Genomic DNA, 26481 nt, shown 5'->3' on the forward strand with positions numbered 1-26481 from the left:
ATGATAGCACACCTTCAGGGGAGATTAGTAGAAAAAACACCTACCGATGTGGTAATAGACTGTAATGGAGTAGGGTATCAGGTTAATATATCGCTGCATACGTTTTCGTTGCTGCCTGATTCAGAAAATATAAAGCTCTACACTTATCTGCAGGTAAAAGAAGATGCCCACACGCTTTTTGGTTTTGCTGAAAAGGCGGAAAGAGAACTTTTTAAGCTGCTTATATCAGTTTCCGGTGTTGGAGCCGGTACTGCCCGCACTATGCTGTCGTCGCTGGAACCCAAACATATTATTCATTCCATAGGCTCAGGTGATGTAGGCACCATTCAGTCGATTAAGGGGATTGGTGCTAAAACAGCCCAAAGGGTAATACTCGATTTAAAGGATAAAGTGTTAAAACTATACGATTTAGAGGAAGTTTCAGGTCCGGGCTACAATACAAACAAAGAAGAAGCGTTATCTGCCTTGGAGGTATTAGGCTTTAACAAGAAATTGGCAGAGAAGGTTATTGAGAAGATTGTTAAAGAGAATCCGTCGGCGAGTGTGGAGACAATTATAAAACAAGCATTAAAAAATTTATAATCCTTGAAAACAGATTACTCTAAAGATTATTGCAGGAACTTAAAATACGCCATTTCCGTATTGTTTTTATTTTTTGGCGTTGCGGTGCAGGCACAGGTAACGGAAGAGGAGGAAGAATCACGCGATACTATAAAGGGATATAATACCGGAAAAGTCGAAATTCCGAATCCTACCAGTATAGTAGAGGCATATACCTATGACCCCGTTACAAACAAGTATATCTTTACTAAGAAGTTTGACGGATTTAATATAAATTATCCCATAATACTAACTCCCGAACAGTATCAGGAATTAGTGTTAAGGGAATCGATGCGTACCTATTTTCAGGAAAAATCCAATGCTATGGATGGAAAAGGTACTGAAGAACAGCAAAAAAATCTTTTGCCGCGTTATTATGTGAATTCAAGCTTTTTCGAAACTATATTTGGTAGTAATACTATTGATATTAAACCTCAGGGATCGGTTGAGCTAGACTTAGGGGTTCGTTATACCAAACAGGATAACCCTGCAATATCACCACGAAACCGAAAAACCCTAACCTTCGACTTTGACCAGCGAATTTCCATGAGCCTTCAGGGTAAAGTAGGTACAAGGCTTAATGTAACCGCAAACTATGATACCGAATCTACCTTTGCATTCCAGAACCTTATAAAACTTGAATATACTCCTACAGAGGATGATATCATTCAGAAGATCGAGGTGGGTAACGTGAGTTTCCCACTTTCCAACTCACTGGTTAGAGGGGCGCAAAGCCTTTTTGGGGTTAAGATGGCCCTACAGTTTGGTAAAACAACAGTAACGGGTATCTTCTCTGAACAAAAATCGCAAACCAAAACAGTTACCGCACAGGGAGGTGGAACCATTCAGGACTTCCAGATGTTTGCGCTCGACTATGATGCTGATAAACACTTTTTCCTTTCACAATACTTCAGGAACAATTACGACAATGCGTTAAGACAGTATCCGCAAATTTACAGCAGGGTGCAAATTACCCGTATTGAGGTCTGGGTAACCAACAGGCAAAACAGGATAAACGCAACTGAAAATAACTCGAGAAATATTATAGCGCTTCAGGATTTGGGAGAAAGCCGAATGACTAAGCCTAATACTAACACTGAAGTTACGGCAGAAACCGTTGGTGTTTTTGCTAATACCACTGATGAATTCTTTAACGCGGTTGACGGAAGTAAGTTTAATTTGTTTCCGGATAACGAAAATAATAAGCTGGATCCCGAAAAGATTGGCACTGCCAGTGGCTGGCTTAGGTCTTCGATAAGAGAAATTGTAACAGTAGATGGTAATAGTTTTGATCCTCAGTTAGGACCAATTTCTGAAGGAAGGGATTATTCTAAACTTGAGAATGCAAGAAAGCTTACCACAAGTGAATATAAATACCACCCGCAATTGGGGTATATTTCCTTAAACCAAAAACTGAATAACGACGAGGTACTTGCTGTTGCTTATCAGTATACGGTAGGTGATAAAGTATATCAGGTGGGTGAATTTGGTACTGATGGTGTTGCGGCTACCGATGTAACTCCGGGCGCAACTCCGGAAGCATCACCTGTACCAAGCACGAAGAGTTTGATGCTTAAGATGCTTAAGAGTAATCTGGTAAATACTTCTGAGCCGGTATGGGATTTGATGATGAAAAACATCTATATGATCCCGGGTGCTTTCCAGCTGGCACAGGAAGATTTCAGGATGAATATCTTATATACCGATCCATCTCCGTTAAACTATATAACACCGGCTGATGATCAGTCGCCATTACCGGAGCAAAACATATCTACTCCTGAAGATGAAGCCGTTGCTAATACTCCACTTTTACGTGTATTTAACGTAGACAGGCTAAATTATACCAATGACCCTCAGGTTGATGGTGATGGTTTCTTTGACTTTGTACCCGGTCTTACGGTTGATACCGATAACGGGCGCATCATCTTTACGACCGTTGAGCCTTTTGGAGAGCATTTATACTATAAGCTAGACCCAACGGCACCGGATTATAATACCACACCCGAAACCAGTTATGTAAATAACAACCAGAAAAAATACGTATTCCGAAAACTATATAAGAGTACTCAGGCGGATGCATTGCAGGATAGTCAAAAGAATAAGTTTCAGTTAAGAGGGCGATTCAAATCGACCGGCGGAGACGGTATTCCTATTGGTGCGTTTAACGTGCCTCAGGGCTCGGTTGTGGTTACAGCCGGAGGAAGGGTGCTTGTGGAGGGTGTTGATTATACGGTGAACTACCAGTTGGGTAGGGTGCAGATATTAGATCCTTCACTTCAGGCATCAAATACGCCTATTGAGGTGTCTGTTGAGAATAACTCTGTATTTGGCCAACAAACAAGGCGTTTTGCCGGATTTAATATCGAGCATAAATTCAACGATAAGTTCTTAATTGGCGGTACTTTGCTAAATATGTCAGAAAGACCGTTTACCAATAAAACAAACTACGGTCAGGAGTCTGTAAATAATACCATCTTTGGGTTTAATGTAAATTATGCTACAGAGGTGCCATTCTTTACCCGTTTGGTAAATAAACTTCCAAATCTTGATACCGATGTGCCTTCTAACTTCTCATTCAGAGGTGAGGTGGCTTATCTTAAGCCCGGAGCTTCTAAAGCTGACCGATTTAATGGGGAAGCGACTACTTATGTTGAAGATTTTGAGGGTTCACAAACTAATATAGATATGCGTTCTGCGCTTGGATGGACGCTTTCGAGTTCTCCGGCGGCTTTTGGAGACGGACCTGAACAGCCTATTCCGGCTAATGATCTTTCTTACGGATATAAAAGAGCAAAGCTCGCATGGTATAGCATCGATCCTGTATTCTATGCTCAGGGAGCGGGAGGAGCTGATGTTCCGCCGGAAGATATTTCGTCAAACCGTACGCGAAGAATTTATTATCAGGAGCTTTATCCGGTTACCGATGTGGCCCCGGGGCAAAGCCTTGTAGTAAATACGCTAGACCTTAGCTATTATCCGCAGGAAAGAGGACCATATAACTTTAACCCAACGCTTCCTGCTAATGGATTCCGATTTACTGAAACGGAAGCAACAGATAACTGGGCGGGTATTATGCGTGCCATTAACTCAACAAACTTTGAGCAGACCAATGTGGAATACATCCAGTTTTGGGTAATGGATCCATATTCAGTTGATGGTGGAGACGGAATCGATCCGAACAATACAGGTGTTCTTGAAATAAACCTTGGTGAAATTTCGGAGGATATACTGAAAGATAACAGGAAACAATATGAAAACGGACTGCCTGAGGCAGGGGGTAACCAGCCCGTATTCTCATCTGTATGGGGAGATGTTCCGGTGTCGCAATCGCTTATCTATGCTTTTGATACCAATACGGCTAATCGTGATGTTCAGGATGTAGGATTTGATGGGCTTACAGATAGTGAAGAGGCTATTAAATATCCGGATTTTTCAGGTCTTGAAGACCCTTCCGGTGATAACTATCGTTTTTATCTTGCCGCTTCAGGGAATGTGTTAGAAAAATATAAAGATTACAACGGTACTCAGGGTAACTCTCCTGTAGATATAAGCAGTAATAACAGAGGCTCTACTACGCTGCCGGATACTGAAGATATCAACAGGGATAATACCATGAATACTATTGATTCATATTATCGTTACCGAATTCCAATTACTCCCGGACAAATGCCGGGTGAAGGCTATCTGGTGGATACAAGAAATTTTGATCGCGATACACCTGGAGGTGATAAAGCTAAAGGGCGATGGTTATTGTATAAAATACCTGTTGACGCCGGAGATCCTATTGGTGGTATTGAGAGTGTGCGTTCTATTCGTTTCATGAGGATGTTAATGACCGGCTTTAGAGACGAGGTTACCCTTCGTTTTGCGGCTCTTGACCTTGTTAGAGGTGAATGGAGGAGATATACAAGTACATTGCAGGCGGGTGATGCAGATCCTACTGATGACCGTACAGGTTTTGATGTTGTGGCGCTTAACGTTCAGGAAAATGGTTCACGTTCGCCAATACCTTATGTTTCGCCTCCGGGAGTGAGAAGAGAGCAATTGTATACCAATAATGCTGTAATCAATCAAAATGAACAGGCTCTGTCGTTAAGAGTGTATCCTGATCCTACAGGAGGTTCAGACGATGGCCTTCAGTCGGGTGATTCACGTGCTGTATTCAAAAACGTGAATATTGATATGCGTCAGTTTAAAAAGCTGAGAATGTTCCTTCATGCTGAGGCTTTGCCGGCTGATGATGGTACTTCAAGGGCATTGCAGCCATATCAGATGAAAGGTTTTATGCGTTTTGGTAATGACTTTACAGATAACTTCTACGAAGTACAAATGGAGTTGGAGGTTACACCACAAACTGCAAGAATTCCGGAAGATATTTGGCCTGAGAATAACGAAATGCTGGTTACTCTGGATGCGTTGACCAAGCTTAAGGTTCGAAAACTAAATGGGGATGTTCCTCAGCCAGACGCAAATGGCGTAGTATATGTACCGGCTCAGGAACTTGACCCTTCATTGAGTCCGCATATGTGGATTGGTATTCGGGGTAATCCTAACTTTGGTAACATTAGAACTTTAATGTTAGGGGTTCGAAACGATACATCTCAAAATTTAAGAGGAGAAGTATGGTTTAATGAACTTCGACTTTCAGATATGGATAACAAGGGTGGTATGGCTGCTGTGGCAAGTATGGATACCAACTTTGCAGATTTTGCAACAGTATCTGCAACGGGTAGAATGAGTACTATCGGTTTTGGTACTATAGAGCAAAGTCCTAACGAGCGCAGCAGGGAAGATACTAAGCAGTATGATATTGTTACCAATGTTAACCTTGGTAAGATGCTTCCTAAGAAATGGGGAATTAACCTGCCATTTAACTATGGAGTAGGTGAAGAGATAATTACACCTGAATATGACCCGTTCCAGCAGGATGTTAAGCTTGAACAGATGATTGACAATACAAATGATCAGGCTGAGAAAGACAACCTGCGTGATAGGGCTATTGATTATACCAAGCGTAAAAGTATCAACTTTATAGGTGTTAAAAAGGATAGGGCTCCTGAGCAGAAACAACATATTTATGATCCGGAAAACTTAACCTTTAATTATTCGTTTAACCAGACGAATCACCATGACTATGAGATTGAGAGTCTTCTTGATCAACAGCTGAAAACTGGGGTAGATTACAATTTTGCATTTAAACCTAAAGCTATAGAGCCGCTTAAGAACAATGCTTATATGAAGAAAAGCCAGTACTGGAAAATACTGCAGGATTTTAATTTTAATTACCTTCCTAACAATATTACCTTCAGTACTAATATCATGAGGCAGTTTAACAGGCAGGAGTTCAGGAATGTTGATGTTGACGGTATTCCGATTAGTCCATTGTACAGAAGAAATTATTTCTTTGAGTACAGATACGGCTTTAATTATAATATAACAAGATCGCTTAAGCTTAATTATACCGTAGCTACGAGTAACATTGTAAGGAATTATCTCGATCAGAGAGGGGCTCCAATGGAGGGTTATAATATCTGGAGTGATTTCTGGGACATGGGTGAAACAAATCAGCACGATCAGAGTTATTTACTGAACTACGATTTACCGATTAATAAAATACCTGCATTAAGTTTTGTTAAGGCTACTTATTCGTATGGTGGATCGTACGGGTGGTTACGTTCTAATGACGCGTTGGCAACAGCTTATGTTGGTAATTTACAGTATGATTTGGGTAATACTGTTCAGAATAAAAACATGCAAAAGCTGAATACGACACTGAATTTAGATCAGTTATATAAGTATGTTGGTCTTACCGGTAAAAAGAAACCTGTAAACGGAGCAGCTCCTAAAGTAGCACCAAAACCTGGTGAAAAAATTACTGCTGCACCTAAACCGGCAACAGATGGTAATCCATTTGTTAATGGATTGATAGGGGTACTTACCAGTGTGAAGAATATTCAGGTGAATTATACAGAAACGAATGGAACTGTGCTTCCGGGATATCTTCCGGGTATAGGTTTCTTTGGAACAAGTAAACCTACACTTGATTTTATTTTTGGTAGTCAGGATGATGATGTACGTATGATTGCTGCCCGCAACGGGTATCTGACATTGTATCCGGAATACAACCAGAATTTTACGCAGGTTAATACTAAAGAGCTTGATCTTACTGCAAGGGTAGATTTATTTCCTGATTTCACTATTGATCTTACTGCAAACAGGGATTATGCTAATAATTACTCGGAGCAATATGATGTTAGTGATATTAATAATGATGGGGTGTTAGATTATAACTCAAGGTCTCCATATACATTTGGTAATTTCCAGATGTCGACCATACTTATAGGTACAGCATTCAGTAAGAGTGATGTAAATGGTTCTGACGCCTTTAACCAAATGAGGGAGAACAGGCTTGTAATTGCTAACAGGCTTGCTGCACAACATTATGGTACAACAAGCTTCCCTGTTTATACAGATAACCCAACTGATAGTGATTTCTCTAAAGCGAATGCAGGTTATCCTGTAGGTTTTGGACGAAACAGCCAGGCGGTGTTGCTTCCTGCATTTATGGCGGCTTACTCTGGTCAGGACGCTTCTAAAGTTTCAACCGGTTTCCTTAGGGATGTTCCTCTTCCTAACTGGATTGTTAAATATACCGGCCTGATGCGTTATAAGTTTTTTAAAGATAAGTTTAAGCGTTTTTCATTACAGCATGGTTACAAAGCAACATATAGTGTTAATGCTTACCGCTCGAATTTTGATTATGGTGTGGACGATGCTACTGGAGATATTGCTCGTGATAATAACGGAGAAGGTAACTTCTACAACAAGAATATTATCTCGAACATTAACCTTATGGAGCAGTTTAATCCGCTTATTCGTGTTGATTTTGAAATGAAGAATTCAGTTAAGATCCTTGCTGAGATACGTAAAGACAGATCACTTAACATGAGCTTTGATAACAACCTTCTTACAGAGGTGAAAGGAAATGAATATATTATAGGTTTAGGTTATCGTATTAAAGATGTTATAATTAATTCCAGTCTTGCGGATAACCCTACCAATACTATTAAGAGTGATATCAATATCAAGACCGATTTCTCTTTAAGAAAGAACGAAACTATTGTTCGTTATTTGGATTATGACAACAACCAACTGGGTGGTGGACAAAATATCTGGTCTATTAAGCTTACAGCGGATTATGCATTCAGTAAAAACCTGACTGCGATATTCTATTACGATCATTCGTTCTCTAAAGCTGTTATATCAACATCATATCCGTTAACGAATATCCGTACCGGATTTACGCTGAGATATAATTTCGGAAATTAATAGAAAAACATTTTACATTTATTTTTATAAAACATACATTTGCCAAAAACAAACTAAGATGAATATTCCAGCAAACTTAAAGTACACTAAAGACCACGAGTGGGTAAAAATTGAAGGTGATATCGCTACTGTAGGAATTACAGATTTCGCTCAGAAAGAGCTTGGTGATATTGTATATGTTGAAGTTGATACTCTTGATCAGACTCTTGATAAAGACGAGGTTTTTGGTACAGTAGAGGCTGTTAAAACAGTATCTGACCTTTTCCTTCCACTTTCTGGTGAGATTATTGAATTCAATGATTCTCTTGAAACTACTCCTGAGAAAGTAAATACTGATCCTTACGGTGACGGATGGATGGTTAAAGTGAAAATCGCTAACCCGTCTGAGGAGAGCGAACTATTGAGCAGCGAACAATACAAAGAGCTGATAGGTGCCTAATAGGTTTGTACTGGCCACTATTGTATGGGTTCTGTTTATAACCTATATGTGTCTGGTCAGTGCTTCTAAAATTCCTACTGCTGCCTGGTTGGTTATACCTCATAAAGATAAGGTTGTACATTTTGTTTTTTATTTTGTATTAACCTTGTTGCTTTATAAAGACTTTAAACTAAAGTGGGGTGTATTGAAGAAGTCGTTTGCTTTTGCTTTTATCACAGCGGTAAGTTATGGTGTTTTAATCGAGATATGCCAATGGCTGTTTACATCGGGACGTAATGCTGAGATTTTAGATGTAATTGCTAATACTTCAGGGAGTGCTTTTGGAATTTTAATATTATGGCTTCGTCAGAAGTTGAAAAAATAGATTATGATCCCTTTCCGTTTTTTGGAAAGGGATTTTTATTTTATTACAAATGGATATAAGACAATATTTAGATTCGACCTATTTAAAGACTGCAGAACAGGCAGGATTGACCGAAGCAGAAAATAATGAAGTGGTTAAAAACACGGTGCAGGAAGCTATAACCGAAAAGTACAAGTTGGTTATGATTCGACCGGAGGTGGTTGCTATAGCGCGTAAAATGATAGATGCTGCCGGAAGTAAAGTGACGGTTGGAACCGTTATTGACTTTCCTTCAGGACAAGGCTCGCTGGCAGATAAGTTGGCTGAAGCTGAAAAGGCTATTGAAGATGGTGCTGATGATCTTGATTTTGTGCTGGATTATGAAGGTTTTAAGGCCGGTAATGTTGCTGCTGTGAAAAACCAGGTGCTTGAATGTACACGTTTGGGCTTAGAGCACAACAAAATTGTAAAGTGGATTATAGAAATAGCTGCGCTGAATGATCATGAAATTGTACAGTTGAGTGCATTAGTTAAAAACGTAGTGCTTACAAATTTCGATGAAAGCAGTTATTCAAAAGTATATGTAAAATCATCTACAGGATTTTACAAGACCAGGGATGGAATTCCTAATGGGGCGACCTTGTCAGGAATTAAGCTTATGCTTGAAAATGCCTATCCCTTGCCGGTCAAAGCTGCAGGAGGTGTACGTACTTTGGAAGAGGCAAGGCAGATGATTGCTATAGGGGTTAAGCGTATAGGTACGTCTTCGGCGAAGGCTATCATTAATGATGATGCCGGATCCGGAGGCTATTAAAAAAATAAACCTTCCCAAACGGGAAGGTTTTCCTTTTTCATAGCAAATTTCGTAAGCGGATTTTATTTCTTTTTCATAGCAATGTTTCCCGACGAAATTTATCTTTTCCTGTAGCAACTTAACTTAGCGAAACCATTTATGAGATGGTTACATAGTATAGATGATAAAACCTTGAAAAGGTTGCGTTATAAATAATGTTTTTTTAAAATTATTTATAATGCATCTTTTTTGCAGTCCTTTTGAGGGATTACTGATTTTTGGACTATCTTTGCCGGAGTTTTTGAAATACAATGAAAATCATTTTGAACGCTCAGGAAAATCAGATATCTTTTAAATCTCTATTTGCAGATTTTGTTGCAATAACGAAAGCCAGGCTGGCTATTAGTGTTGTTTTTTCATCTGTAGCCGGATACCTTTTAGGGTTTTCCGAATTCTATCCTTTCAGTTGGGCTACTCTTATACTTCTTACTATTGGTGGCTATTGTATGGTTGGGGCTTCAAACGTTTTTAACCAGATCATAGAAAAAGATCTTGATGCTTTAATGGACAGGACTAAGAGTCGTCCGGTGCCTTCAGGTAAAATGTCTGTAAAAACTGCATTTATATTAGGTGCAGTCCTTACGATTATAGGTATTGCGATTTTATATAGCATCAACCCTAAAACAGCTATGTTTGGGGCTATTTCAATCTTCTTATATACTAGTATTTATACACCGCTTAAAACTAAGACACCTCTTGCGGTTTTTGTTGGTGCATTTCCTGGGGCCATACCTTTCATGTTAGGATGGGTTGCTGCTACCGGCGAGTTTGGTGTCGAAGCCGGAACATTGTTTTTAGTTCAGTTCTTCTGGCAATTTCCGCACTTTTGGGCAATAGGCTGGTTCTTGTATGATGATTATAAGAAGGCGGGATTCTTTATGTTACCTACGGGCAGGAAAGATAAAAAAACGGCATTACAGACAATTTTATATACGGTTTGGCTTATAATTGCTTCGTTGTTGCCTGTAACAGGTTTTACGGGTGAACTTAAGCTTAGTGTAGTGTCGGCTGTGGTTGTGTTTCTTTTAGGTTTATGGATGCTGGTTTATGCAGTTAAATTGTATAAGCAGATGGACGCAGCGGCGGCAAAAAAACTGATGCTGGTGAGTGTTTCATACATTTCATTGCTTCAGGTTATATATGTGATTGATAAATTTATTCGATAATTATGGAAATGTCTCTTAAAGAGCATAACGAAAGGAATGCCAGATCTAAAAAAATGATATTATGGTTTGCCATGATAAGCATGTTTATGATGTTTGCGGGGTTAACCAGTGCCTATGTTGTAAGTTCGTCAAGGCCTGACTGGGTGAAGGATTTTGTCTTACCGTCTGCTTTTGTAATAAGCACGGTTGTGATTTTAGCCAGCAGTATAACATTTCATATGGCGAAGCTTTCGATTAAGAAAAACGATACGAAGGCAACAGGGATGTGGCTTATAGTTACACTTGTGTTAGGTGTTGCTTTTGTTTTGGCTCAGTTTAATGGGTTTTCACAGGTGATTAAAGAGGGGTATTATTTTACCGGACCGGAGAGTACAGTTACTACTTCTTTCCTTTATATAGTTACAGTTGTGCATATGTTGCACCTGTTTGCGGGGCTTATTGTATTGCTTGTTGTAATTTATAATCATTTTAAACAAAAATACAATGCTTCTCAAACCCTTGGATTAGAGTTAGGTGCAATGTTTTGGCACTTTCTCGATATTTTATGGGTATATTTGTTTTTATTTTTCTATTTCTATTAATAGAAAAAATAGTGTAAATTTGGAAACTTTTTAACCAATAACTTTATATGGCAGCGACAGTTACTACAACAGCTACTACTACAGGTAAAACATGGGGCGGAGGAAATGAGCCTATGGGAGCAAGTTATGGCAAGATGATGATGTGGTTTTTCATCGTATCGGATGCGCTAACTTTCTCGGGATTCCTTGCAGCTTACGGTTTTTCTCGATTTAAATTCATTGAAACTTGGCCTATAGCCGACGAGGTGTTTAATCACTTTCCATTTATGCATGGTGTTGATGCACCGATGTATTATGTGGCATTCATGACATTTATACTAATTTTCTCTTCAGTAACAATGGTACTTGCAGTAGATGCAGGTCATCATCTGAAAAAAACCAAAGTTGCAATCTATATGTTGCTAACTATCGTTGGTGGTTTTATTTTCCTTGGTTCTCAGGCTTGGGAATGGAAAAACTTCATCAAAGGTGAGTTTGGAGCAGTAGAAACTAAGGGTGGTTCTATTCTTCAGTTTGTGAAGATGGGAGAGAATGGTAAATACGAAAGGGTTGCTCTTGCAGATTTTGCTGCAACACTGCCTACTGATCGTGTTAACAAAGTAAGAAGTAACGGTATTTGGTTTGAAGAAACTGCTGCTTTACCAACTTATTCTGTTGAAGAAGTTAAAGAAGGGCTTAAAGCTCATCCTGAAGTTCTTGTGAGAACGGAAAAGATTGTTAAGAAACACAAAGAGGTATTAAGCAGAGAAGAGTCTCTTAAGAGAATTGAAGATGCTACTATCGTAGTTGAAGGTGCTAACCTTATAAGAAATGAGTATGGACACAAATTGTTCGCTAACTTCTTCTTCTTTATTACAGGTTTCCACGGTTTCCACGTATTCTCAGGTGTAATGATTAATGTGCTTATTTTCTTTAACGTATTGCTTGGTACATACGAAAAAAGAAGAAGCTACGAGATGGTTGAGAAAGTTGGTCTTTACTGGCACTTTGTAGATTTAGTGTGGGTATTTGTGTTCACATTCTTCTACCTTGTTTAATTTTATTTAAAAGTATTTATCATGGCACATTCGCACGAATCTAATACAAAAAGAATCTGGACAGTTTTCGGATTGTTATCAATAATAACAATTGTAGAGGTGATACTTGGTATTGCTAAACCGGCATCTTTACATGATACTCATCTTGCCCAGATGAATTTGCTTAACTGGATATTCATTATTCTTACTATAGTAAAGGCTTACTACATTATGTGGGCGTTTATGCACCTTGAGGGTGAGAAGAGCAGTCTAAGGTGGTCTATTGTGGCACCGTTAGTATTCCTAATTATCTATTTAGTGTTCATCTTGCTGATAGAAGGTAATTATGTTTTTGAAGTGTTTGGAACAGCTCACAATTATAAGTGGATTTTCTAATAACACATTAATTATAAAAGGCGGTTTTTAAACCGCCTTTTTTTTAATTTTGCATTCGGATGCTTTCCTTATTACCATGAAAAAGAAAATTGTTCTGATCATACTTCTTGTTTTGCCTCTTTCGTGTTATATCTATTTTGCACTGGCTAAACATAATGCCCTTAATTTACCTGTCATTACTGAAAATGTGAGTGAACTTCCTAAGGGGGGTACACTAGATAATAAACCTGTTTCCCTTCAGGGAAGCATAAGTATCGTTGGTTTTTTGGGTAATGATATTACTAAAAAAAAGGAAACGGTTTTTAATATCAATGAAAAAATAAACAATAAGTATAAAGGCTTTACTGATTTTCAGATTGTGATGCTTATGCCTAAAGGTGAAGAGCAGGAAGTTGAGAAAGTTATGGCTGAACTTAAAGTTATGGCTGATATTTCTAACTGGAGATTTTTGTTTGTAGAGCCTAATCAGATTGCTGAATTCCATAGTTCTCTTAAAGTTAAAGAACCTATGGATGCCGATAATGGTACTTATTATCTTTTCATTGTTGATAAGAACCGTAAACTTAGGGGTAGAGACGGGAAGATGAAAGATAAAAAGACCGGCAAATATGAATTTAAAGATGGATATAATTCTTTTATTGTCGCTGAGCTTCATAATGAAATGACGGATGATATTAAGATATTGCTTAGGGAATATCGTTTGGCACTGAAAAAGAATAATAATCTGAAGGGGGTTAAGAGAGAAATATAATTATGAAGAATAAATATTCATATGTTGGGATTTCATTCATAATCCTGATATTCGGTATATGGGCTGTGCCAAAAATTGTTGAAAAATTCCAAAAATCTGATTTAGTTACCATAGGTCGTGTTCCTGAATTTAAGTTAACAGACCAGAATAATAAAGTGATAACTGATAAAGATTACCTGGGTAAGGTTTATGTAGTTGAATTTTTCTTTAGCACATGTCCTTCCATTTGTCCAAAAATGAACCAGAATATGCTACTGCTTCAGCAGGAGTTTTATGGTAACCCTAAATTTGGAATTGCATCGGTTACGATCAATCCGGAATATGATACTCCAAAAGTTTTAAAAGAACATGCTGAACTTTTAGGGGTTAAACATTATAACTGGCATTTTTTAACGGGTGACAGGGAATATATTTATAATCTGGCGAAGAAAGGGTTTAACCTGTATGCTGGTGCTGATAAGACTGCACCGGGTGGTTTTGAGCATTCGGGGCTTTTTGCTTTAGTTGATAAAGAGGGAAACGTTCGCAGCAGAAGGGATCAGTATGGTAATCCGATTGCTTTTTATGACGGACTTGATGATAATGGTGTAAAAGATATTAAAGAGGATATTAAAAAATTATTAGAAGAGTAATGGATAATACTAACGCTATTGAAAAAAAATACAATATCTGGATAATAATACTATCACTGGCGATCCCGTTGGTAGTAGCCTTACTGATGGTTGTAAAACTTAAGGATTTTGGTTTTGATGTAAAACCTTTGACTTTTCTTCCTCCCATTTATGCTACAATAAACGGTATTACTGCGGTAGTGCTTATTGTAGCCGTACGTGCCATTAAAAACGGGAAGCAGGATTTGCATGAAAAACTGATGAAGTTTGCTATTTGCCTTTCAGTTGCCTTTTTAGGAATGTATGTTGCTTATCACATGACATCGGAATCTACGGCTTTTGGAGATATGAATCATGATGGTATCGCCGATGCAATGGAAAAAGCTAAAGTAGGTGGTATACGTTATCTGTATTATTTTATATTGCTTACGCATATCTTATTATCAGTAATTATAATACCCTTTGTATTGCTGACTTATGTGCGTGCGCTTTCTAAGAGTTTTGTCAGACATAAGAAGCTTGCAAGGATTACATATCCTATGTGGTTATATGTTGCAGTTACAGGAGTGATAGTTTACCTTATGATTTCTCCATATTATAATTAATTCGAATTGTTATGTTGAGAATGAAATACCTTTTTGCATTATCGCTAATAATGCTTTTTTCAGTAACAACAAATGCGCAATGTGCTATGTGTCGTGCGGCATTAGAAAGCAGTGATGGTAATGTAAAAGCAGAGGCGGTTAATGATGGTATAGTTTACCTGATGATATTTCCTTATTTACTTGTAGGTCTTGTTGGGTATGCTGTGTACAGATTAAGGAACAAGAAAAAAGATGATCTTGCAGAATAGTAAAAAAGCCGTGCTTAGCACGGCTTTTTTACTTATGGACTGGTTGGTTACTTCATCCCGTCAATTTTCAGATCCATTTTTCCGGAACCTTTTATGAATGCTATAATGGCTTTGTCTGTAAGTTCTACCTTGTCGAATTCGAAATCATTCAATGTCCCGTTTACAAATATACCTGCCATAGGAGAGTAATTATTGAGATAAGGAAGCAAGCTCTTTTTTCCCTGGTCCAGATTGTCCTTTATTGAGTAGCGGCAGTTTTCCTGTATTTTACGAAGTATCATGCCTTCCGCAAGCCAGTTTGCGGTTTTCATCAATACGCTCTTTGTGCTAAGTACATAATCCATTTGGTCAAAGTATATTTCTTTGGTTATGGCATTGTAGTTTGGATATCCGGTAAGATAGATAGTACCATTTATGCTGCCGGTCATGTCCAGGGCAACAACCATTTTTCCATCTTTATTCCAAAGGTCAACTTTCTGTACTGTTACTTTTCTTTTTCCCGATCCAAATTCTTGTCCCTGGAAATTTTTGGTTATAATTTTCGATGCGCTTTCGTAGGTTGAAACGGCAGCTACTACAGCACTGATATTATCAGGCATTTTAGTTACCGCTTTAAGTACAATGTCTTCTTTTTTAAAGGTGTTTTTTGGCTTTTGACCTACCATGGTAAGCATGGAGCATTTTAGGCCCATTTCCAGAGTTACTTGTTTTTTGCTAAGAACAGCATCGGTAGCATATAGTTCAATAGGATTTAGCTTAAACCATGTTTCGTATTGTTCACTGGTCAGGAAAGGTGTGCTTATTTTTTCGAGTGCATCCAAAACCTGCGGTTTAAAATCCATTGTTTTAGCCATAGCCTCATCGAGCTTGTTTTCAATTTTTGACTTAAAAAGCTTGATTGAAGGATTGATAGCATAGGTAATCGGGACTTTTTTACCTGCTATGGTAACTGTAGGGCTTTCATTCCAGTCAATAGATTCGATTGTAATATCGGTTTTCATTTTCCAGTTGGATAAACCTACTTTACTTTTTAAGGTTACGATGCCGTCAAGGTTTACTTCACGAGTGTCATACAGGTTCATACCAAGCGCTGAAGTACCATAGCGCACATTTGCAGTAACTTTTATGGGAACAATTACTTGTAATTTTCCGGTCTGTTCAGAAAATTTTATAGGAGCCGTTTTCCATACCTGCATAGCGATATTGTCGTCTTCAATGTTCTTGTCTTCATAAACCATTCCGGTAAGCAGTTTATTTACCTGTGTTTCTATATCGGAAATGGTAATAGACACGGGGAGATTAATGAAAGAATTGGTGCTTTGGTAAACCAAAGGTGTATTATTGCTCGGCTCCGGTTTAAGAGCTTCTATTTTTTTTGTTGATGAGCATCCGCTTAGGAGGACTGAAGCGGTCAACAAACTTGAAAATAATAATGTTTTCATTTGGGATAGTAAGAATATTAGGCAAAATTAGTTTTTTATTTGTAACATTTTCAGCACAAATTCGTCGAATAAAAATATATTTGGTATAGTAACGTTAGATAATTTGGGTAAATTTGTAAACTCATCAATCAATCTATGAAAAATAAATTCTGTGTGATATTCTTTCTTGCGATGTCACTTTTTGCATCCCGGCTAAAGGCTCAGGATAAAAAGTGGACATTACAGGAATGCGTAGAATATGCTCTAAAAAACAATATTTCAGTAAGGCAGTCAGAACTCGATCTTAATCTTACTGAAGTAGACAAAAGCGATGCAATTGGTCGTTTTCTTCCTGCAATCAATATGACGGCAAATCATTCGTGGAATGTTGGTCTTAACCAGAACCCAATTACGGGTATCAACCAGGTTCTTACTACTGCCAACAGTACTTTTAATGCTTCTGCACAGACTGATGTATATAAGGGATTGCAGAACCAGTTGCGTTTTCAAAGGTCAAAAATGGCTATAGTTGCCTCTCAGTATCAATTGCAGAAGATGAAGGATGACATTAGTTTAAATGTGGCTAACGCATATCTTCAGATATTATTTAACAGAGAGAATCTTAAAGTGCAACAGCAACAGCTGGAGACAGATATAAAACAGTCTGAACGTTCTTCAGAACTTCTTGAGGGAGGCCTAATACCAAGAGGGGACCTGTTAGATATTAACGCTACTGTTGAGCTTGACAGGCAAAAAGTAATTCAGGCTGAGAACCAGTTGTTGATTTCTAAGTTAAGTCTTGCCCAATTGCTGCAGCTGGATGATTTTAAAACTTTTGATATTGCAGACGAAGATTATAAGAAAGAGAATAGTGTAGTATTGTCAGAATCTCCTCAGGCAATTTTTGAAAAGGCAAAAACAACGCGATCTGAAATAAAATTGGCACAGGCTAATTTAGATTTGGCTGAAGCCGATGTGAAGATTGCAAGAAGAGCTTATCAGCCATCATTATCAGCTTTCTATAATTTTAATACCAGAGCATCCTCAGCTTTACCGGATCCTTTCTGGAGTCAGGTTGATGATTACAAAGGTCATACCTACGGATTCCAGCTTAGTATTCCTGTTTTCAATGGGTTTAGCACACGAAATACTGTTGAGCGTAATAAGATTGCTCTTGAAAGGTCTAAACTCACTTTTGATCAGCAAAATGTAGACCTTGAGCGTGGTGTATATACAGCCTTTACAGATGCTCAGGGTGCACTTAAAGCGTATGATGCTGCAGTCTCAGCAGAAGAAGCGAGAGCTCAGGCGCTAGAATATGCAAAAGAGCGATATGAAGTAGGTCTTATCAATGTTTTTGACCTTAATCAGGCACAAACGCTTGCTGTAAATGCTCAGTCAGAGGTGCTGAGAACCAAATATGATTTTATCTTTAAAGTAAAAATACTGGAGTTCTACTTCGGAATACCAATCTACCAAAAACAATAGTCATGTCAAAAAAAACAATTTATCTTTTATTAGGCGGGTTAGTAGCTATTATCGTTCTGCTGATAGTGCTGAAACAATCTGGTGTTGTGGGTAAGAATGAAGAGGGAAAAGAAGTTGAAACAGCAGTTGTAAAAGAAATCAATCTTATAGAAACTGTTTCTGCAACAGGTAAGGTACAGCCTGAAGTAGAAGTGAAAATATCATCTGAGGTTTCAGGGGAAATTATCGAATTACCTATTAAAGAAGGTCAGGCGATAAAAAAAGGTGATCTCTTAGTGCGTATTAACCCGGATCTATATGAGTCGGGGGTAAGCAGGACTGCAGCGTCATTGTCTACTGCGAAAGCTGGTCTAAGTCAGTCAGAAGCACAGCTTAAAGAGGCTAAAGCTAATTATGACCGAAACAAACGTCTTTTTGAGAAAGGCGTGATCTCTAAATCAGAATGGGATAAGATCGTTTCGGCTTATGAAGTTGCAATTGCTTCTAAACAATCGGCTTACTATAATGTAGCAAGCGCAAATGCAACGGTTACTGAGGCAAAAGATAACCTGAACAGGACTACGATATATGCTCCTGTCGATGGCACCATTTCAAAACTGGATGCAGAACTTGGAGAAAGAGTAGTGGGAACACAACAAATGACAGGTACTGAAATATTAAGGGTGGCTAACCTGAATAATATGGAGGTAGAAGTTGATGTTAATGAAAATGATATCGTTAAAATAGATATTGGTGATGCTGCTAATATTGAAGTAGATGCTTACCTGAAAAAACAATTTAAAGGTGTTGTTACCAGTATTTCAAATTCGGCGAGCAGTGACCTTACAGCGGACCAGGTGACTAACTTTAAAGTGAAGGTTAGAATACTTAAAGAATCATATGAAGATATGACTAAAGGAAAACCGGCTAATTACTCTCCCTTCAGACCCGGAATGACTGCTACAGTGGATATCATTACAGAAAACAAAATAAATGTTCTTGCAGTTCCAATTAGTGCGGTAGTGGTGAAATCCGATACTACTGCTGTGAAGAAAGATATTGTTGCGGAAATGGAAGAGAAGGAAAAGGAATTAAAAGAAGGTACTACAACTAAAAAGCACGAATGTGTATTTGTAAAATCGGGTGATAAGGCTGTTCTTAGACCAATTTCTACAGGTATTCAGGATGATACTAATATAGAGGTGATAAAAGGACTTAAAAAAGGAGATGAAGTAATTATAGGACCTTATAATATCGTTTCAAAAGAATTAGCGCCTAATGATAAGGTTAGGGTAAAACCAAAAGATAAAGAAGCAAAATAAGCTATGGCTTTTATATTAAATATTGAAACGGCTACTAAAAACTGTTCTGTATGTCTTGCTAAAGATGGGGTAGCAGTTGCATTGGCCGAATATGCAGGAGAGGGCTATGCCCATGCTGAAAAATTACATGTATTTATTGAAGAAGTACTTCAAAAAGGAGGTATTTCTTTTAAAGATCTTACTGCTGTAGCTGTAAGCATGGGGCCTGGGTCATATACAGGCTTACGCATTGGTGTTTCAGCGGCAAAAGGGCTTTGTTATGCATTAAACATACCTTTGTTTGCTATAGAAACTCTTGAATTACTTGCGAGAAAAGTTGCTATAGAAGAGGGTGTTGTAATTCCCATGATTGATGCCCGTCGTATGGAAGTTTATACGGCTGTTTTTGATGCAAAATGTAATAAGGTAAGGGATACTGAATCTGAAATAATAACTTCAGATTCTTTTACTCAATTTGAGGGAGTAATACATCTTTTGGGTGATGGGGCTTCTAAATGTCGTGAAGTGCTTTCATCGGAACGCTTTGTATATCATGAGGAGATACTGTATCCTTCCGCTAACGAAATGGCAGCTCTTTCATTTGATAGTTATAAAAAAGGCAACACCGTAGATGTTGCCTATTTTGAACCTTTTTATCTTAAGGATTTTATCGCAGGAAAATAATTATAAATTATTGTTGATATAAGCTCCTACCTGTTCTAAATCTGCTGGTTTTTCAACATCCAGTTTGTTCTTTTTTATGAAATCAAGGATTTCTTTACTTTTTGAAGGAACAAGTTTGGCAAGATCTTTTTTACCCGAGAAAAACTGTAAATTCTGATCTTTTATTTTAATATAAAATTCATCATCAAGTTTTTTGTAAGCAGCTGCTTTATAAGTCTGGTAGCTGCTTGCAGGGAAAACTTCCGGCTGAAGGAATATTCTCTCTCGTTTGTAGATTTTTACATTTGGGTTGTCACTCACCAGGCTTAAATATCCGGTAACTACCTCTCCTTTTTCAGTTTTATATTCCTGAACGGTATAAACATCTGCTGTTCCTGTAAAGGTAATTGTTACACCTGCTTCCTGAGGTAATACTCTTTCTGAACCTGCAATAGGGTCTTTTAACTGAAAGTTGTCAGCATAAGCATTATAGCGTACTAACACAGTGTTATCCATGTTAGATATTTTTGCAGGCATGTATTTTTCAGTAACGAACATCGAGCCAGTAGCAGGCTGGCTTTCTTCTTTCATTACTGTAATTTGTCTTCCCCCTGCAGTTACAGGTGTTTGATTAACCTGTGCATTAGCGACAACTGATGTTATCGCAAATGTCGCAACGTAAAATAGTCTTGAATTTTTCATTTTTGGAATTATAGTTTGTGCAATTTTTTTAATAGGAAGCAAATATAGTTTTTAATATAAAAAGTTACTATGTTTTTTTTGCTTAATTGGGATTCGTATAAAAACCGAAAAACTACTAACGTGTTATGTTTTAAATTATTGCGAATGCTTTGATGTTTTTCTGCACTTGTTATTTTTCTTTATGAGGCAATTGCATTTCTATTCCTGAATTTTCGAAAGCAGTTTTTATATTCTCATAAAAGTCAGATACCATTGACGAATGATTGCTCCTTTCAGACCATAGCAATACTTTCATTATTATCCCATTTTCTGTTAGATTGTTAACCTCTATACCCGGTTTTGGGGTTAATAATATTTTATTGTCACTATTAATTACCGACTGGATTGCCTCTTTAACTATCCTAAGGTCGCTGTTATAGCTTACCGATAGTAAGATTTCGGCGCGGCGTAAGGGTTCCTGAGAGAAGTTTTTAATGGTATTGTTTGATAGCGTACCGTTGGGCAGGTAAACTACCTGGTTGTTAGAAGTTAGAAGCTGAGTGCTGAAAATTTGTATACTTTGTACAGTTCCACCCTGTCCCTGGGCTTCGATATAATCACCAACGCGGAAAGGCTTAAATAATACAATAAGTAAGCCACCTGCAAAATTTGACAGTGAACCCTGTAATGATAAGCCTACAGCTATACCGATTGTACCCAGTAATGCTACCAAAGAGGTAGTCTCAATTCCCAGTTGCTGTATGATTGCAACAATTAATGTAGCTCTGAAAATCCAGGTACATACATCGAGAACGAATTTGAGAAAAGTTGGATCCATCTCACGTGAAGTCATTATCCGTGTCATTATCCTCCTGAAGATCTTAATGGCAATGATTCCAACTGTTAGGATTAATAAAGCTTTTAAAAGACTTGGAATAAAATCGACAACGTGAATAAAAAGACGTTCGATGTAGACATCAAGATTTGCAATCTCAGAAAAAAATAGTGGTAACATTATGCGTTTAATTCATTTAAGGTTTCTTCAATGGTGTTTTTTGGAAGTCCACAGGCTTTATTCTGGCAAATATAAAACAGCTCTTCGTTCTGAACAAAACGATTCGCAAGGAAAGGTATGGTGCTTTCAGATGTGCTTCCTGCAACAATAACGTGCGGAATATACTGATTGTTTATCTGTTTAATATTTTCGGAAGCATTAGTTCCGCAAACAGCAAGTTCTTTGTTTTTATCCGAAAGGTCAAGCCATAAATTCAGCCAGTTTGAAAAAGCTGAAGGGTAATCAAGGTTTGGAATGATCATGTACAGCATTTGCAGCGCTGTTTTTTCATAATAGCTGTTGTTAAACAGAATACTAAGCTTATACAATACATTTGCTATAACTGAATTTGAAGCCGGGATTACATTGTCTTCCGTTTCAAAATGGGCAGCGATAAGCTGTTCATCCTGTCTTGAGTTATAGGCAAAAAATTGTTGCTGCTCATTGTAAAAATTCTCAAGGCAGTAATCAATAATCTGTTTTGCATAAAGCAGCCATTTTTCTTCTAATGTAGCTTCATACAGCGATACGAAAGCCTCTGCAGTGAGAGCATAATCCTCAAGGAAACCATTTATTTTAGCCGTTCCGTTTTTGTAGGTTCTCCACAAGAATCCGTCAGGATGCCACAGCTGGTCACATATAAACGATGCGTTTCTTCTTGCGGCTGTTAAATAATCTTCATTGCCTAATGCTTTATAGGCATCGGCATAGCCTTTGAGCATAAGAGCATTCCATGACGTGAGTATCTTATCGTCAAGGCGAGGTTTAGAACGTTTTTCGCGTTCGTTATAGAGTGTTTTTTCCCACGCCTGTTTTTTTGAATGTAATGTTGCGAAAGAAATGCCGTTTGCTTCTGCTATATTCTCAAGTGAGTCATTTTGTATTAAAACAAAATTTCCTTCTTCCCAATATCCAAATTCATTTATATTGAAAATCTTAGCGAAAAGCTCAAAATCATCTTTCAGCACATCTTTTAATTCCTGCTTTTGCCATACGTAAAAGGCACCTTCTTCGAGATGGCCTTTGTCGTTCAAACTGTCTGCATCAAGGGCACTGTAAAAACCTCCACTGCTATCAAGAAGTTCCCGGGTAAGGAAACCATGCGTTTTTTCAATTACTTCTTTGTAAAGCGGATTATGTGTTCGTTTATAAGCTTCTGCGTAAAGGCTCATCAATTGACCGTTATCGTAGAGCATTTTTTCGAAATGAGGCACGTGCCATTTCATGTCTACAGAATAGCGCGAGAAGCCTCCATCTACTGTGTCAAAAAGCCCACCCCAGGCCATGCGGGTAAGAGTAATATCTACAAATTCCAGTATGTCGGCTCTTTTTTCCTGAAAGCCATATCGTTGCAGGAAAAGATAGTTATTTGGCATCATGAATTTTGGAGCACGTGCGTTTCCACCAAATTCCCAGTCAAAACTTTTTGCCCATTTTTCAATCAGTGGGGCTATATTGTCAGGATGTGTAATCTGTCCGGTAGTGTTCTCGGCTACTAAAACTAATGACTGTATACCACCCAGTAATTTTACAGCGTAGTCAGTCATTTTTTCAGGTTCAGTAACAAATAATAGTTGAAGTTGCTTTAGAGAATCAATCCATTCTGCTTTGCGAAAATAAGTGCCTCCCCAAACAGGCCTGCCATCAGGTAGTAGTACTACATTCATTGGCCAGCCTCCGCGTCCGGTCATTATTTGTACGGCCTTCATGTAAGTAGCGTCAACATCGGGGCGTTCTTCACGGTCGACTTTTATGGATACAAAGTTTTGGTTCATTATTGCTGCTACCTCTTCATCTTCAAAGCTTTCATGTTCCATAACGTGGCACCAGTGACAGGCCGAATAACCAACACTGAGAATGATGAGTTTGTTTTCAGTTCGGGCTTTTTCCAGGGCAGCTTCGTTCCAGGCCAACCAGTGGATAGGGTTATTGGCGTGCTGAAGCAGATAAGGGCTGGTTTCTAAATGCAGTTCGTTCATAATTGACATTAAAAGAGACCAAATTTACTAAAACCAAAGAGGGCTTCAAAGGGATTTTGGAAAACAAAAACAAGCTGTCTTCAGAGGTGTTAAAGGAGTATTAAAAATCTTAATTTTCAGACCCTTTTTGTTAAATTTGATTGTAACTATAATAGCCAATACACATCATGGAAAAATTAAAAAGACCGGTGTACCTTAAGCCGGGGGCTGATGATTTTTTTAAGAAGATGCATAAGGAGGTGGAGGAGACGGTTTTAAAAAACAAGTCATTACATCAATATAATATTATTAAATCTCTGGGAGTTCTCTCACTCTATTTTTTGTTTTACGCAGGGATACTGTTTTTGGGCAACAATACAGCTTTACTGTATCTTTTTTATATTTTGTGCGGAATTACCATGATAGTGCTTTTTATCAATGCATTTCATGACGCTGCTCATGGAGCTTTGTTTAAAAAGCCGAAGCACAATGATATGTTTACTTATGTGCTGGAACTTTTTGGGAGCAACCGCTGGTTATGGATAAGGCGTCATATAAGCCTTCATCATGCTTATCCTAATGTTCAGGACTGGGATGTTGATATGAAACAAAGTGATATAGTCAGGATATTTCCTAACAGTCCATTGTTTAATTATCATAAGTATCAGCATATTTATATGTGGCTCATATATCCGTTGTATAGCTTAAACTGGCTCTATATAAGGGACTTTAAAGATTTTTTTGGCACAAAGAATAATTACGTTAAAAGAATTACAACCATTCCCAAAGTTGAAGTGTACAGGCTTTTTATAACAAAAGCGTTAAATCTCTTTTATTTGTTATTTGTACCAATGGCGGTACTCAATCAACCGTGGTATGTGGTGCTTGGAGGTTGGTTTGCTATGCATGTGTGCGCAAGTGTTGTAGGAGTTGTTGCGCTTGTGTCAACGCATGTAGACGAGCATGCTCATTTTCCACAAGCAGATGAGGAAGGAAAGCTTTCTTCTACCTGGGCTATGCATCAGATGATTGTGACTAAAGATTTTAGTGCTAATAGTGGTCTTGCTAATTTTTTATACGGTGGATTTACCCATCATGTTGCCCACCATCTTTTTCCTGCGGTTGGTCATACCTATTATCCATATATTACCCCAATCATAAAGCGCTATGCAGAAGAGTATGGTTTGCCCTATACTAATTATCCTTTTTATGCGGCTGTGCGCTCACACTTCAGGATGCTCAAGAATAAAGGAGTGCAGGAGAATATTATGATGACAGGAGAGATATAAGTTAAAATGAAATGTCGAGCTGCAGGCGGGCTCTCCATCCGCTTTCCTGTTGCAGGGTTTTGTCCTGATAGTCAAAATAGCTTCCTTCGGCGGTAAGTTTGCATTTATGTCCTTTAAAAAACCAGTTTAGGTCTATTGAAGTTTCACTTTGTGAATTCTCACTTATTTTTACATTGGGCTTGTAGGTGGCATGCCTTGCTGCAATTTCAAGGTTTTTAGGGAACCAGTTAAAGGCGCCATTAAAAAAATAACCTGCCTGCACATAGTAGCCTCTCATTTTGGTGGTAGTATCGCTGTTGAGCTTATCGATAATCTCTTTATGATGCCATTCGCTTTGCCATGAAAACCCATGATACTTAAATGCCGTTTCAATGTTCGACTGATTAACACGGTATTGTCCCGGTAAACCGTCTTCAAAGCCTTCCAGATAACCTCCTCCTGCCTGGGAAAACCGTGTGTATGGGCTGCGATTGGTTACGGCTGCAGCGGCTATTCTTGCTACAGGTTTCTCGGTGTGTTCAAGATCGCTGCCTTCAAATTCCATTTCTCTTCCAAAAGAATTCCATTGCAGTCGCCCGAAATACATCAGATTCCCATCATCATTGGCAGTATTGCCTCGGCCTGTTCCGGTTAGCACGGCTGTCCAGTAATTGAAATCTGCAATTCCTTTGCCTTTAAGTCGCCCGTATATGGTGGCTCCCTGCTGCCTGTCGATGGTGAAAGGCCTGTTGATTATAGAACGTTCAACAGTTTGCTGTTCACCGCTGCTGGTAAATCGTTCCTGGGTGAATTCTACTTTCCATTGTCCTGCTTTAAAGTTGAAATACTCCCATTTTTCAATCATGAACCTAAAGTCAAGCAGGTTGCTTTGGGATAGCTCGTATTCCCAGTAATACTTTAACCATGTTTCATAGGCGTGCCCGCCAACTTTTAATCGGGCCCTGTTTATTTTAAAGGCGGTTTTATTTTTTGTTTCATAATCGTCATAGGTAAGTGGGTCTTGGTCGGTAGGTGTGGAAAGCCTGAATTGTAATCGGCTTTGTATCTGCAAAAGAAATTTGTCGTCAGCGGTTTTAAACTCAAACCCTTTCTTGCCATATTTTACGGAGACAAATTTGGTTGTGTCTTTCATGGTTTGAGAAGATTCCTGACACAAGAGCGCTGTGCTGAAAAAAAGCATTGCTAATAGAATGGGCAAAGAAAACGCATAGTGGTAATTTTTTGTCATAATCTATTCAGGAATTTACTACTAAAATACAACACTTATGGTAATTGTAATTGTTTGTGAATGAAATATTTAACTAAGATCATTAAATAAAACAAAATAATTACGAAACTATTCGGTTGCATTTGTATATTTGCAACTAATTGTTTTCTTAAAAGAGGTTTGATAAATGAGAAGAGATGTTTTTCAGGCGATTGCCGATCCAACACGACGAGCTATAATTGCTTTGATAGCTTTACAGGCAATGACGCCAAATGCCCTTGCTGAACATTTTGACATGAGCAGGCAGGCTGTGTCTAAACATTTGAAGATACTGACTGAATGTGAGCTTATTAAACAGGATCATAAGGGAAGGGAGATTTATTATCAGTTGGAAATTGAAAAAATGAAAGAGGTTGATAAGTGGCTGGAACAGTTCAGGAAAATTTGGGAAGACCGCTTTAGTCAGCTGGATGATTTATTGAATAACCTAAAACAACAATAA

23 protein-coding genes are annotated in these 26481 nt (G+C 38.2%); 18 read left to right on the forward strand and 5 right to left on the reverse strand.

Going from position 1 to position 26481, the window contains the following annotated elements; all coding sequences use genetic code 11:
- The 13 genes from ruvA to ACFSR3_RS07190 all read left to right on the forward strand — a co-directional run bounded on the left by ruvA (window position 1) and on the right by ACFSR3_RS07190 (window position 14938).
- On the forward strand, window positions 1–582 hold the full coding sequence (ruvA, locus tag ACFSR3_RS07130; protein WP_379820347.1) for a Holliday junction branch migration protein RuvA: 582 nt from the start codon (window positions 1–3) through the stop codon (window positions 580–582).
- A gap of 3 nt (window positions 583–585) precedes the next feature.
- Window positions 586–7929, forward strand: coding sequence for a T9SS outer membrane translocon Sov/SprA (gene sov / locus ACFSR3_RS07135; protein ID WP_379820348.1), 7344 nt, complete (start codon window positions 586–588; stop codon window positions 7927–7929).
- 58 nt (window positions 7930–7987) lie between these two features.
- A complete protein-coding gene (gene gcvH, locus ACFSR3_RS07140; RefSeq protein WP_114756341.1) occupies window positions 7988–8368 on the forward strand; it encodes a glycine cleavage system protein GcvH in 381 nt (126 codons plus the stop codon).
- Window positions 8369–8414: 46 nt separating this feature from the next.
- The gene (locus ACFSR3_RS07145; RefSeq protein ID WP_379820500.1) at window positions 8415–8732 is read left to right on the forward strand and encodes a VanZ family protein; all 318 of its coding nucleotides are present in this window, start codon (window positions 8415–8417) and stop codon (window positions 8730–8732) included.
- Between the two features lie 49 nt (window positions 8733–8781).
- Window positions 8782–9525 carry a deoxyribose-phosphate aldolase gene (deoC, locus tag ACFSR3_RS07150; protein ID WP_379820349.1) on the forward strand — a complete coding sequence of 248 codons (744 nt, stop codon included), beginning with the start codon at window positions 8782–8784 and terminating at the stop codon, window positions 9523–9525.
- Window positions 9526–9827: 302 nt separating this feature from the next.
- Entirely contained in the window at window positions 9828–10730 is a 903-nt protein-coding gene (cyoE, locus tag ACFSR3_RS07155) for a heme o synthase (RefSeq protein WP_379820501.1), read from the forward strand.
- A gap of 2 nt (window positions 10731–10732) precedes the next feature.
- Window positions 10733–11311: a cytochrome c oxidase subunit 3 gene (locus ACFSR3_RS07160; RefSeq protein ID WP_379820350.1), complete on the forward strand. Its 579-nt coding sequence runs from the start codon at window positions 10733–10735 to the stop codon at window positions 11309–11311.
- 47 nt (window positions 11312–11358) lie between these two features.
- On the forward strand, window positions 11359–12348 hold the full coding sequence (locus ACFSR3_RS07165) for a cytochrome c oxidase subunit 3 (protein WP_114756346.1): 990 nt from the start codon (window positions 11359–11361) through the stop codon (window positions 12346–12348).
- A 21-nt stretch (window positions 12349–12369) separates the two neighbouring features.
- Window positions 12370–12723 (forward strand): cytochrome C oxidase subunit IV family protein, encoded by a 354-nt coding sequence (locus ACFSR3_RS07170; RefSeq protein ID WP_114756347.1) that lies wholly within the window; start codon window positions 12370–12372, stop codon window positions 12721–12723.
- A gap of 76 nt (window positions 12724–12799) precedes the next feature.
- On the forward strand, window positions 12800–13474 hold the full coding sequence (locus ACFSR3_RS07175; protein WP_379820351.1) for a hypothetical protein: 675 nt from the start codon (window positions 12800–12802) through the stop codon (window positions 13472–13474).
- A gap of 2 nt (window positions 13475–13476) precedes the next feature.
- On the forward strand, window positions 13477–14106 hold the full coding sequence (locus tag ACFSR3_RS07180) for an SCO family protein (protein WP_379820352.1): 630 nt from the start codon (window positions 13477–13479) through the stop codon (window positions 14104–14106).
- Window positions 14106–14690 carry a DUF420 domain-containing protein gene (locus tag ACFSR3_RS07185; RefSeq protein ID WP_379820353.1) on the forward strand — a complete coding sequence of 195 codons (585 nt, stop codon included), beginning with the start codon at window positions 14106–14108 and terminating at the stop codon, window positions 14688–14690. Before ACFSR3_RS07180 ends, ACFSR3_RS07185 begins: the two co-directional genes overlap by 1 nt.
- Window positions 14691–14701: 11 nt before the next feature.
- Window positions 14702–14938: a hypothetical protein gene (locus ACFSR3_RS07190; protein WP_379820354.1), complete on the forward strand. Its 237-nt coding sequence runs from the start codon at window positions 14702–14704 to the stop codon at window positions 14936–14938.
- Window positions 14939–14985: 47 nt separating this feature from the next.
- On the opposite strand, the gene ACFSR3_RS07195 is transcribed toward ACFSR3_RS07190, so the two are convergent.
- Complete coding sequence (locus ACFSR3_RS07195) at window positions 14986–16380, reverse strand: DUF4403 family protein (RefSeq protein WP_379820355.1); 1395 nt, start codon at window positions 16378–16380, stop codon at window positions 14986–14988.
- 135 nt (window positions 16381–16515) lie between these two features.
- Here ACFSR3_RS07195 and ACFSR3_RS07200 point away from each other — a divergent pair, with 135 nt between their 5' ends.
- Genes ACFSR3_RS07200 through tsaB form a run of 3 tightly spaced genes read left to right on the forward strand, consistent with a single transcriptional unit; the run spans window position 16516 to window position 19811 of the window.
- Complete coding sequence (locus tag ACFSR3_RS07200; RefSeq protein WP_379820356.1) at window positions 16516–17847, forward strand: TolC family protein; 1332 nt, start codon at window positions 16516–16518, stop codon at window positions 17845–17847.
- A gap of 2 nt (window positions 17848–17849) precedes the next feature.
- Entirely contained in the window at window positions 17850–19148 is a 1299-nt protein-coding gene (locus tag ACFSR3_RS07205) for an efflux RND transporter periplasmic adaptor subunit (RefSeq protein WP_379820357.1), read from the forward strand.
- A 3-nt stretch (window positions 19149–19151) separates the two neighbouring features.
- Complete coding sequence (tsaB, locus tag ACFSR3_RS07210) at window positions 19152–19811, forward strand: tRNA (adenosine(37)-N6)-threonylcarbamoyltransferase complex dimerization subunit type 1 TsaB (protein ID WP_379820358.1); 660 nt, start codon at window positions 19152–19154, stop codon at window positions 19809–19811.
- On the opposite strand, the gene ACFSR3_RS07215 is transcribed toward tsaB, so the two are convergent.
- From ACFSR3_RS07215 to ACFSR3_RS07225, 3 genes are all read right to left on the reverse strand, one after another.
- Window positions 19812–20492: a hypothetical protein gene (locus ACFSR3_RS07215; protein WP_147278030.1), complete on the reverse strand. Its 681-nt coding sequence runs from the start codon at window positions 20490–20492 to the stop codon at window positions 19812–19814. It abuts the gene before it with no gap.
- 169 nt (window positions 20493–20661) lie between these two features.
- The gene (locus tag ACFSR3_RS07220; RefSeq protein WP_379820359.1) at window positions 20662–21486 is read right to left on the reverse strand and encodes a mechanosensitive ion channel family protein; all 825 of its coding nucleotides are present in this window, start codon (window positions 21484–21486) and stop codon (window positions 20662–20664) included.
- The gene (locus tag ACFSR3_RS07225) at window positions 21486–23504 is read right to left on the reverse strand and encodes a thioredoxin domain-containing protein (RefSeq protein ID WP_379820360.1); all 2019 of its coding nucleotides are present in this window, start codon (window positions 23502–23504) and stop codon (window positions 21486–21488) included. Before ACFSR3_RS07225 ends, ACFSR3_RS07220 begins: the two co-directional genes overlap by 1 nt.
- Window positions 23505–23671: 167 nt before the next feature.
- Here ACFSR3_RS07225 and ACFSR3_RS07230 point away from each other — a divergent pair, with 167 nt between their 5' ends.
- Window positions 23672–24772 (forward strand): fatty acid desaturase family protein, encoded by a 1101-nt coding sequence (locus ACFSR3_RS07230; RefSeq protein WP_379820361.1) that lies wholly within the window; start codon window positions 23672–23674, stop codon window positions 24770–24772.
- 1 nt (window position 24773) lies between these two features.
- On the opposite strand, the gene ACFSR3_RS07235 is transcribed toward ACFSR3_RS07230, so the two are convergent.
- Entirely contained in the window at window positions 24774–25904 is a 1131-nt protein-coding gene (locus tag ACFSR3_RS07235; protein WP_379820362.1) for an OprO/OprP family phosphate-selective porin, read from the reverse strand.
- A gap of 262 nt (window positions 25905–26166) precedes the next feature.
- Here ACFSR3_RS07235 and ACFSR3_RS07240 point away from each other — a divergent pair, with 262 nt between their 5' ends.
- Window positions 26167–26481 carry an ArsR/SmtB family transcription factor gene (locus ACFSR3_RS07240; protein ID WP_114756361.1) on the forward strand — a complete coding sequence of 105 codons (315 nt, stop codon included), beginning with the start codon at window positions 26167–26169 and terminating at the stop codon, window positions 26479–26481.

Origin of the sequence: Flavobacterium suzhouense (assembly GCF_042684765.1) — a bacterium.
GTDB classification, from domain to species: Bacteria; Bacteroidota; Bacteroidia; order Flavobacteriales; family Flavobacteriaceae; genus Flavobacterium; species Flavobacterium suzhouense.

Excerpts from the sequence above, each read along its gene's own strand:
- ACFSR3_RS07170 (WP_114756347.1), top strand. The coding sequence starts at position 12,370 with ATGGCACATTCGCACGAATCTAATACAAAAAGAATCTGGACAGTTTTC.
- ACFSR3_RS07215 (WP_147278030.1), bottom strand. The coding sequence starts at position 20,492 with ATGAAAAATTCAAGACTATTTTACGTTGCGACATTTGCGATAACATCA.
- ACFSR3_RS07195 (WP_379820355.1), bottom strand. The coding sequence starts at position 16,380 with ATGAAAACATTATTATTTTCAAGTTTGTTGACCGCTTCAGTCCTCCTA.
- gcvH (WP_114756341.1), top strand. The coding sequence starts at position 7,988 with ATGAATATTCCAGCAAACTTAAAGTACACTAAAGACCACGAGTGGGTA.
- ACFSR3_RS07235 (WP_379820362.1), bottom strand. The coding sequence starts at position 25,904 with ATGAAAGACACAACCAAATTTGTCTCCGTAAAATATGGCAAGAAAGGG.
- ACFSR3_RS07220 (WP_379820359.1), bottom strand. The coding sequence starts at position 21,486 with ATGTTACCACTATTTTTTTCTGAGATTGCAAATCTTGATGTCTACATC.
- ruvA (WP_379820347.1), top strand. The coding sequence starts at position 1 with ATGATAGCACACCTTCAGGGGAGATTAGTAGAAAAAACACCTACCGAT.
- ACFSR3_RS07185 (WP_379820353.1), top strand. The coding sequence starts at position 14,106 with ATGGATAATACTAACGCTATTGAAAAAAAATACAATATCTGGATAATA.
- ACFSR3_RS07230 (WP_379820361.1), top strand. The coding sequence starts at position 23,672 with ATGGAAAAATTAAAAAGACCGGTGTACCTTAAGCCGGGGGCTGATGAT.
- ACFSR3_RS07160 (WP_379820350.1), top strand. The coding sequence starts at position 10,733 with ATGGAAATGTCTCTTAAAGAGCATAACGAAAGGAATGCCAGATCTAAA.
- ACFSR3_RS07240 (WP_114756361.1), top strand. The coding sequence starts at position 26,167 with ATGAGAAGAGATGTTTTTCAGGCGATTGCCGATCCAACACGACGAGCT.
- tsaB (WP_379820358.1), top strand. The coding sequence starts at position 19,152 with ATGGCTTTTATATTAAATATTGAAACGGCTACTAAAAACTGTTCTGTA.
- ACFSR3_RS07145 (WP_379820500.1), top strand. The coding sequence starts at position 8,415 with ATGTGTCTGGTCAGTGCTTCTAAAATTCCTACTGCTGCCTGGTTGGTT.
- ACFSR3_RS07165 (WP_114756346.1), top strand. The coding sequence starts at position 11,359 with ATGGCAGCGACAGTTACTACAACAGCTACTACTACAGGTAAAACATGG.
- ACFSR3_RS07225 (WP_379820360.1), bottom strand. The coding sequence starts at position 23,504 with ATGAACGAACTGCATTTAGAAACCAGCCCTTATCTGCTTCAGCACGCC.
- ACFSR3_RS07190 (WP_379820354.1), top strand. The coding sequence starts at position 14,702 with ATGTTGAGAATGAAATACCTTTTTGCATTATCGCTAATAATGCTTTTT.
- ACFSR3_RS07200 (WP_379820356.1), top strand. The coding sequence starts at position 16,516 with ATGAAAAATAAATTCTGTGTGATATTCTTTCTTGCGATGTCACTTTTT.
- ACFSR3_RS07180 (WP_379820352.1), top strand. The coding sequence starts at position 13,477 with ATGAAGAATAAATATTCATATGTTGGGATTTCATTCATAATCCTGATA.
- ACFSR3_RS07175 (WP_379820351.1), top strand. The coding sequence starts at position 12,800 with ATGAAAAAGAAAATTGTTCTGATCATACTTCTTGTTTTGCCTCTTTCG.
- ACFSR3_RS07205 (WP_379820357.1), top strand. The coding sequence starts at position 17,850 with ATGTCAAAAAAAACAATTTATCTTTTATTAGGCGGGTTAGTAGCTATT.
- deoC (WP_379820349.1), top strand. The coding sequence starts at position 8,782 with ATGGATATAAGACAATATTTAGATTCGACCTATTTAAAGACTGCAGAA.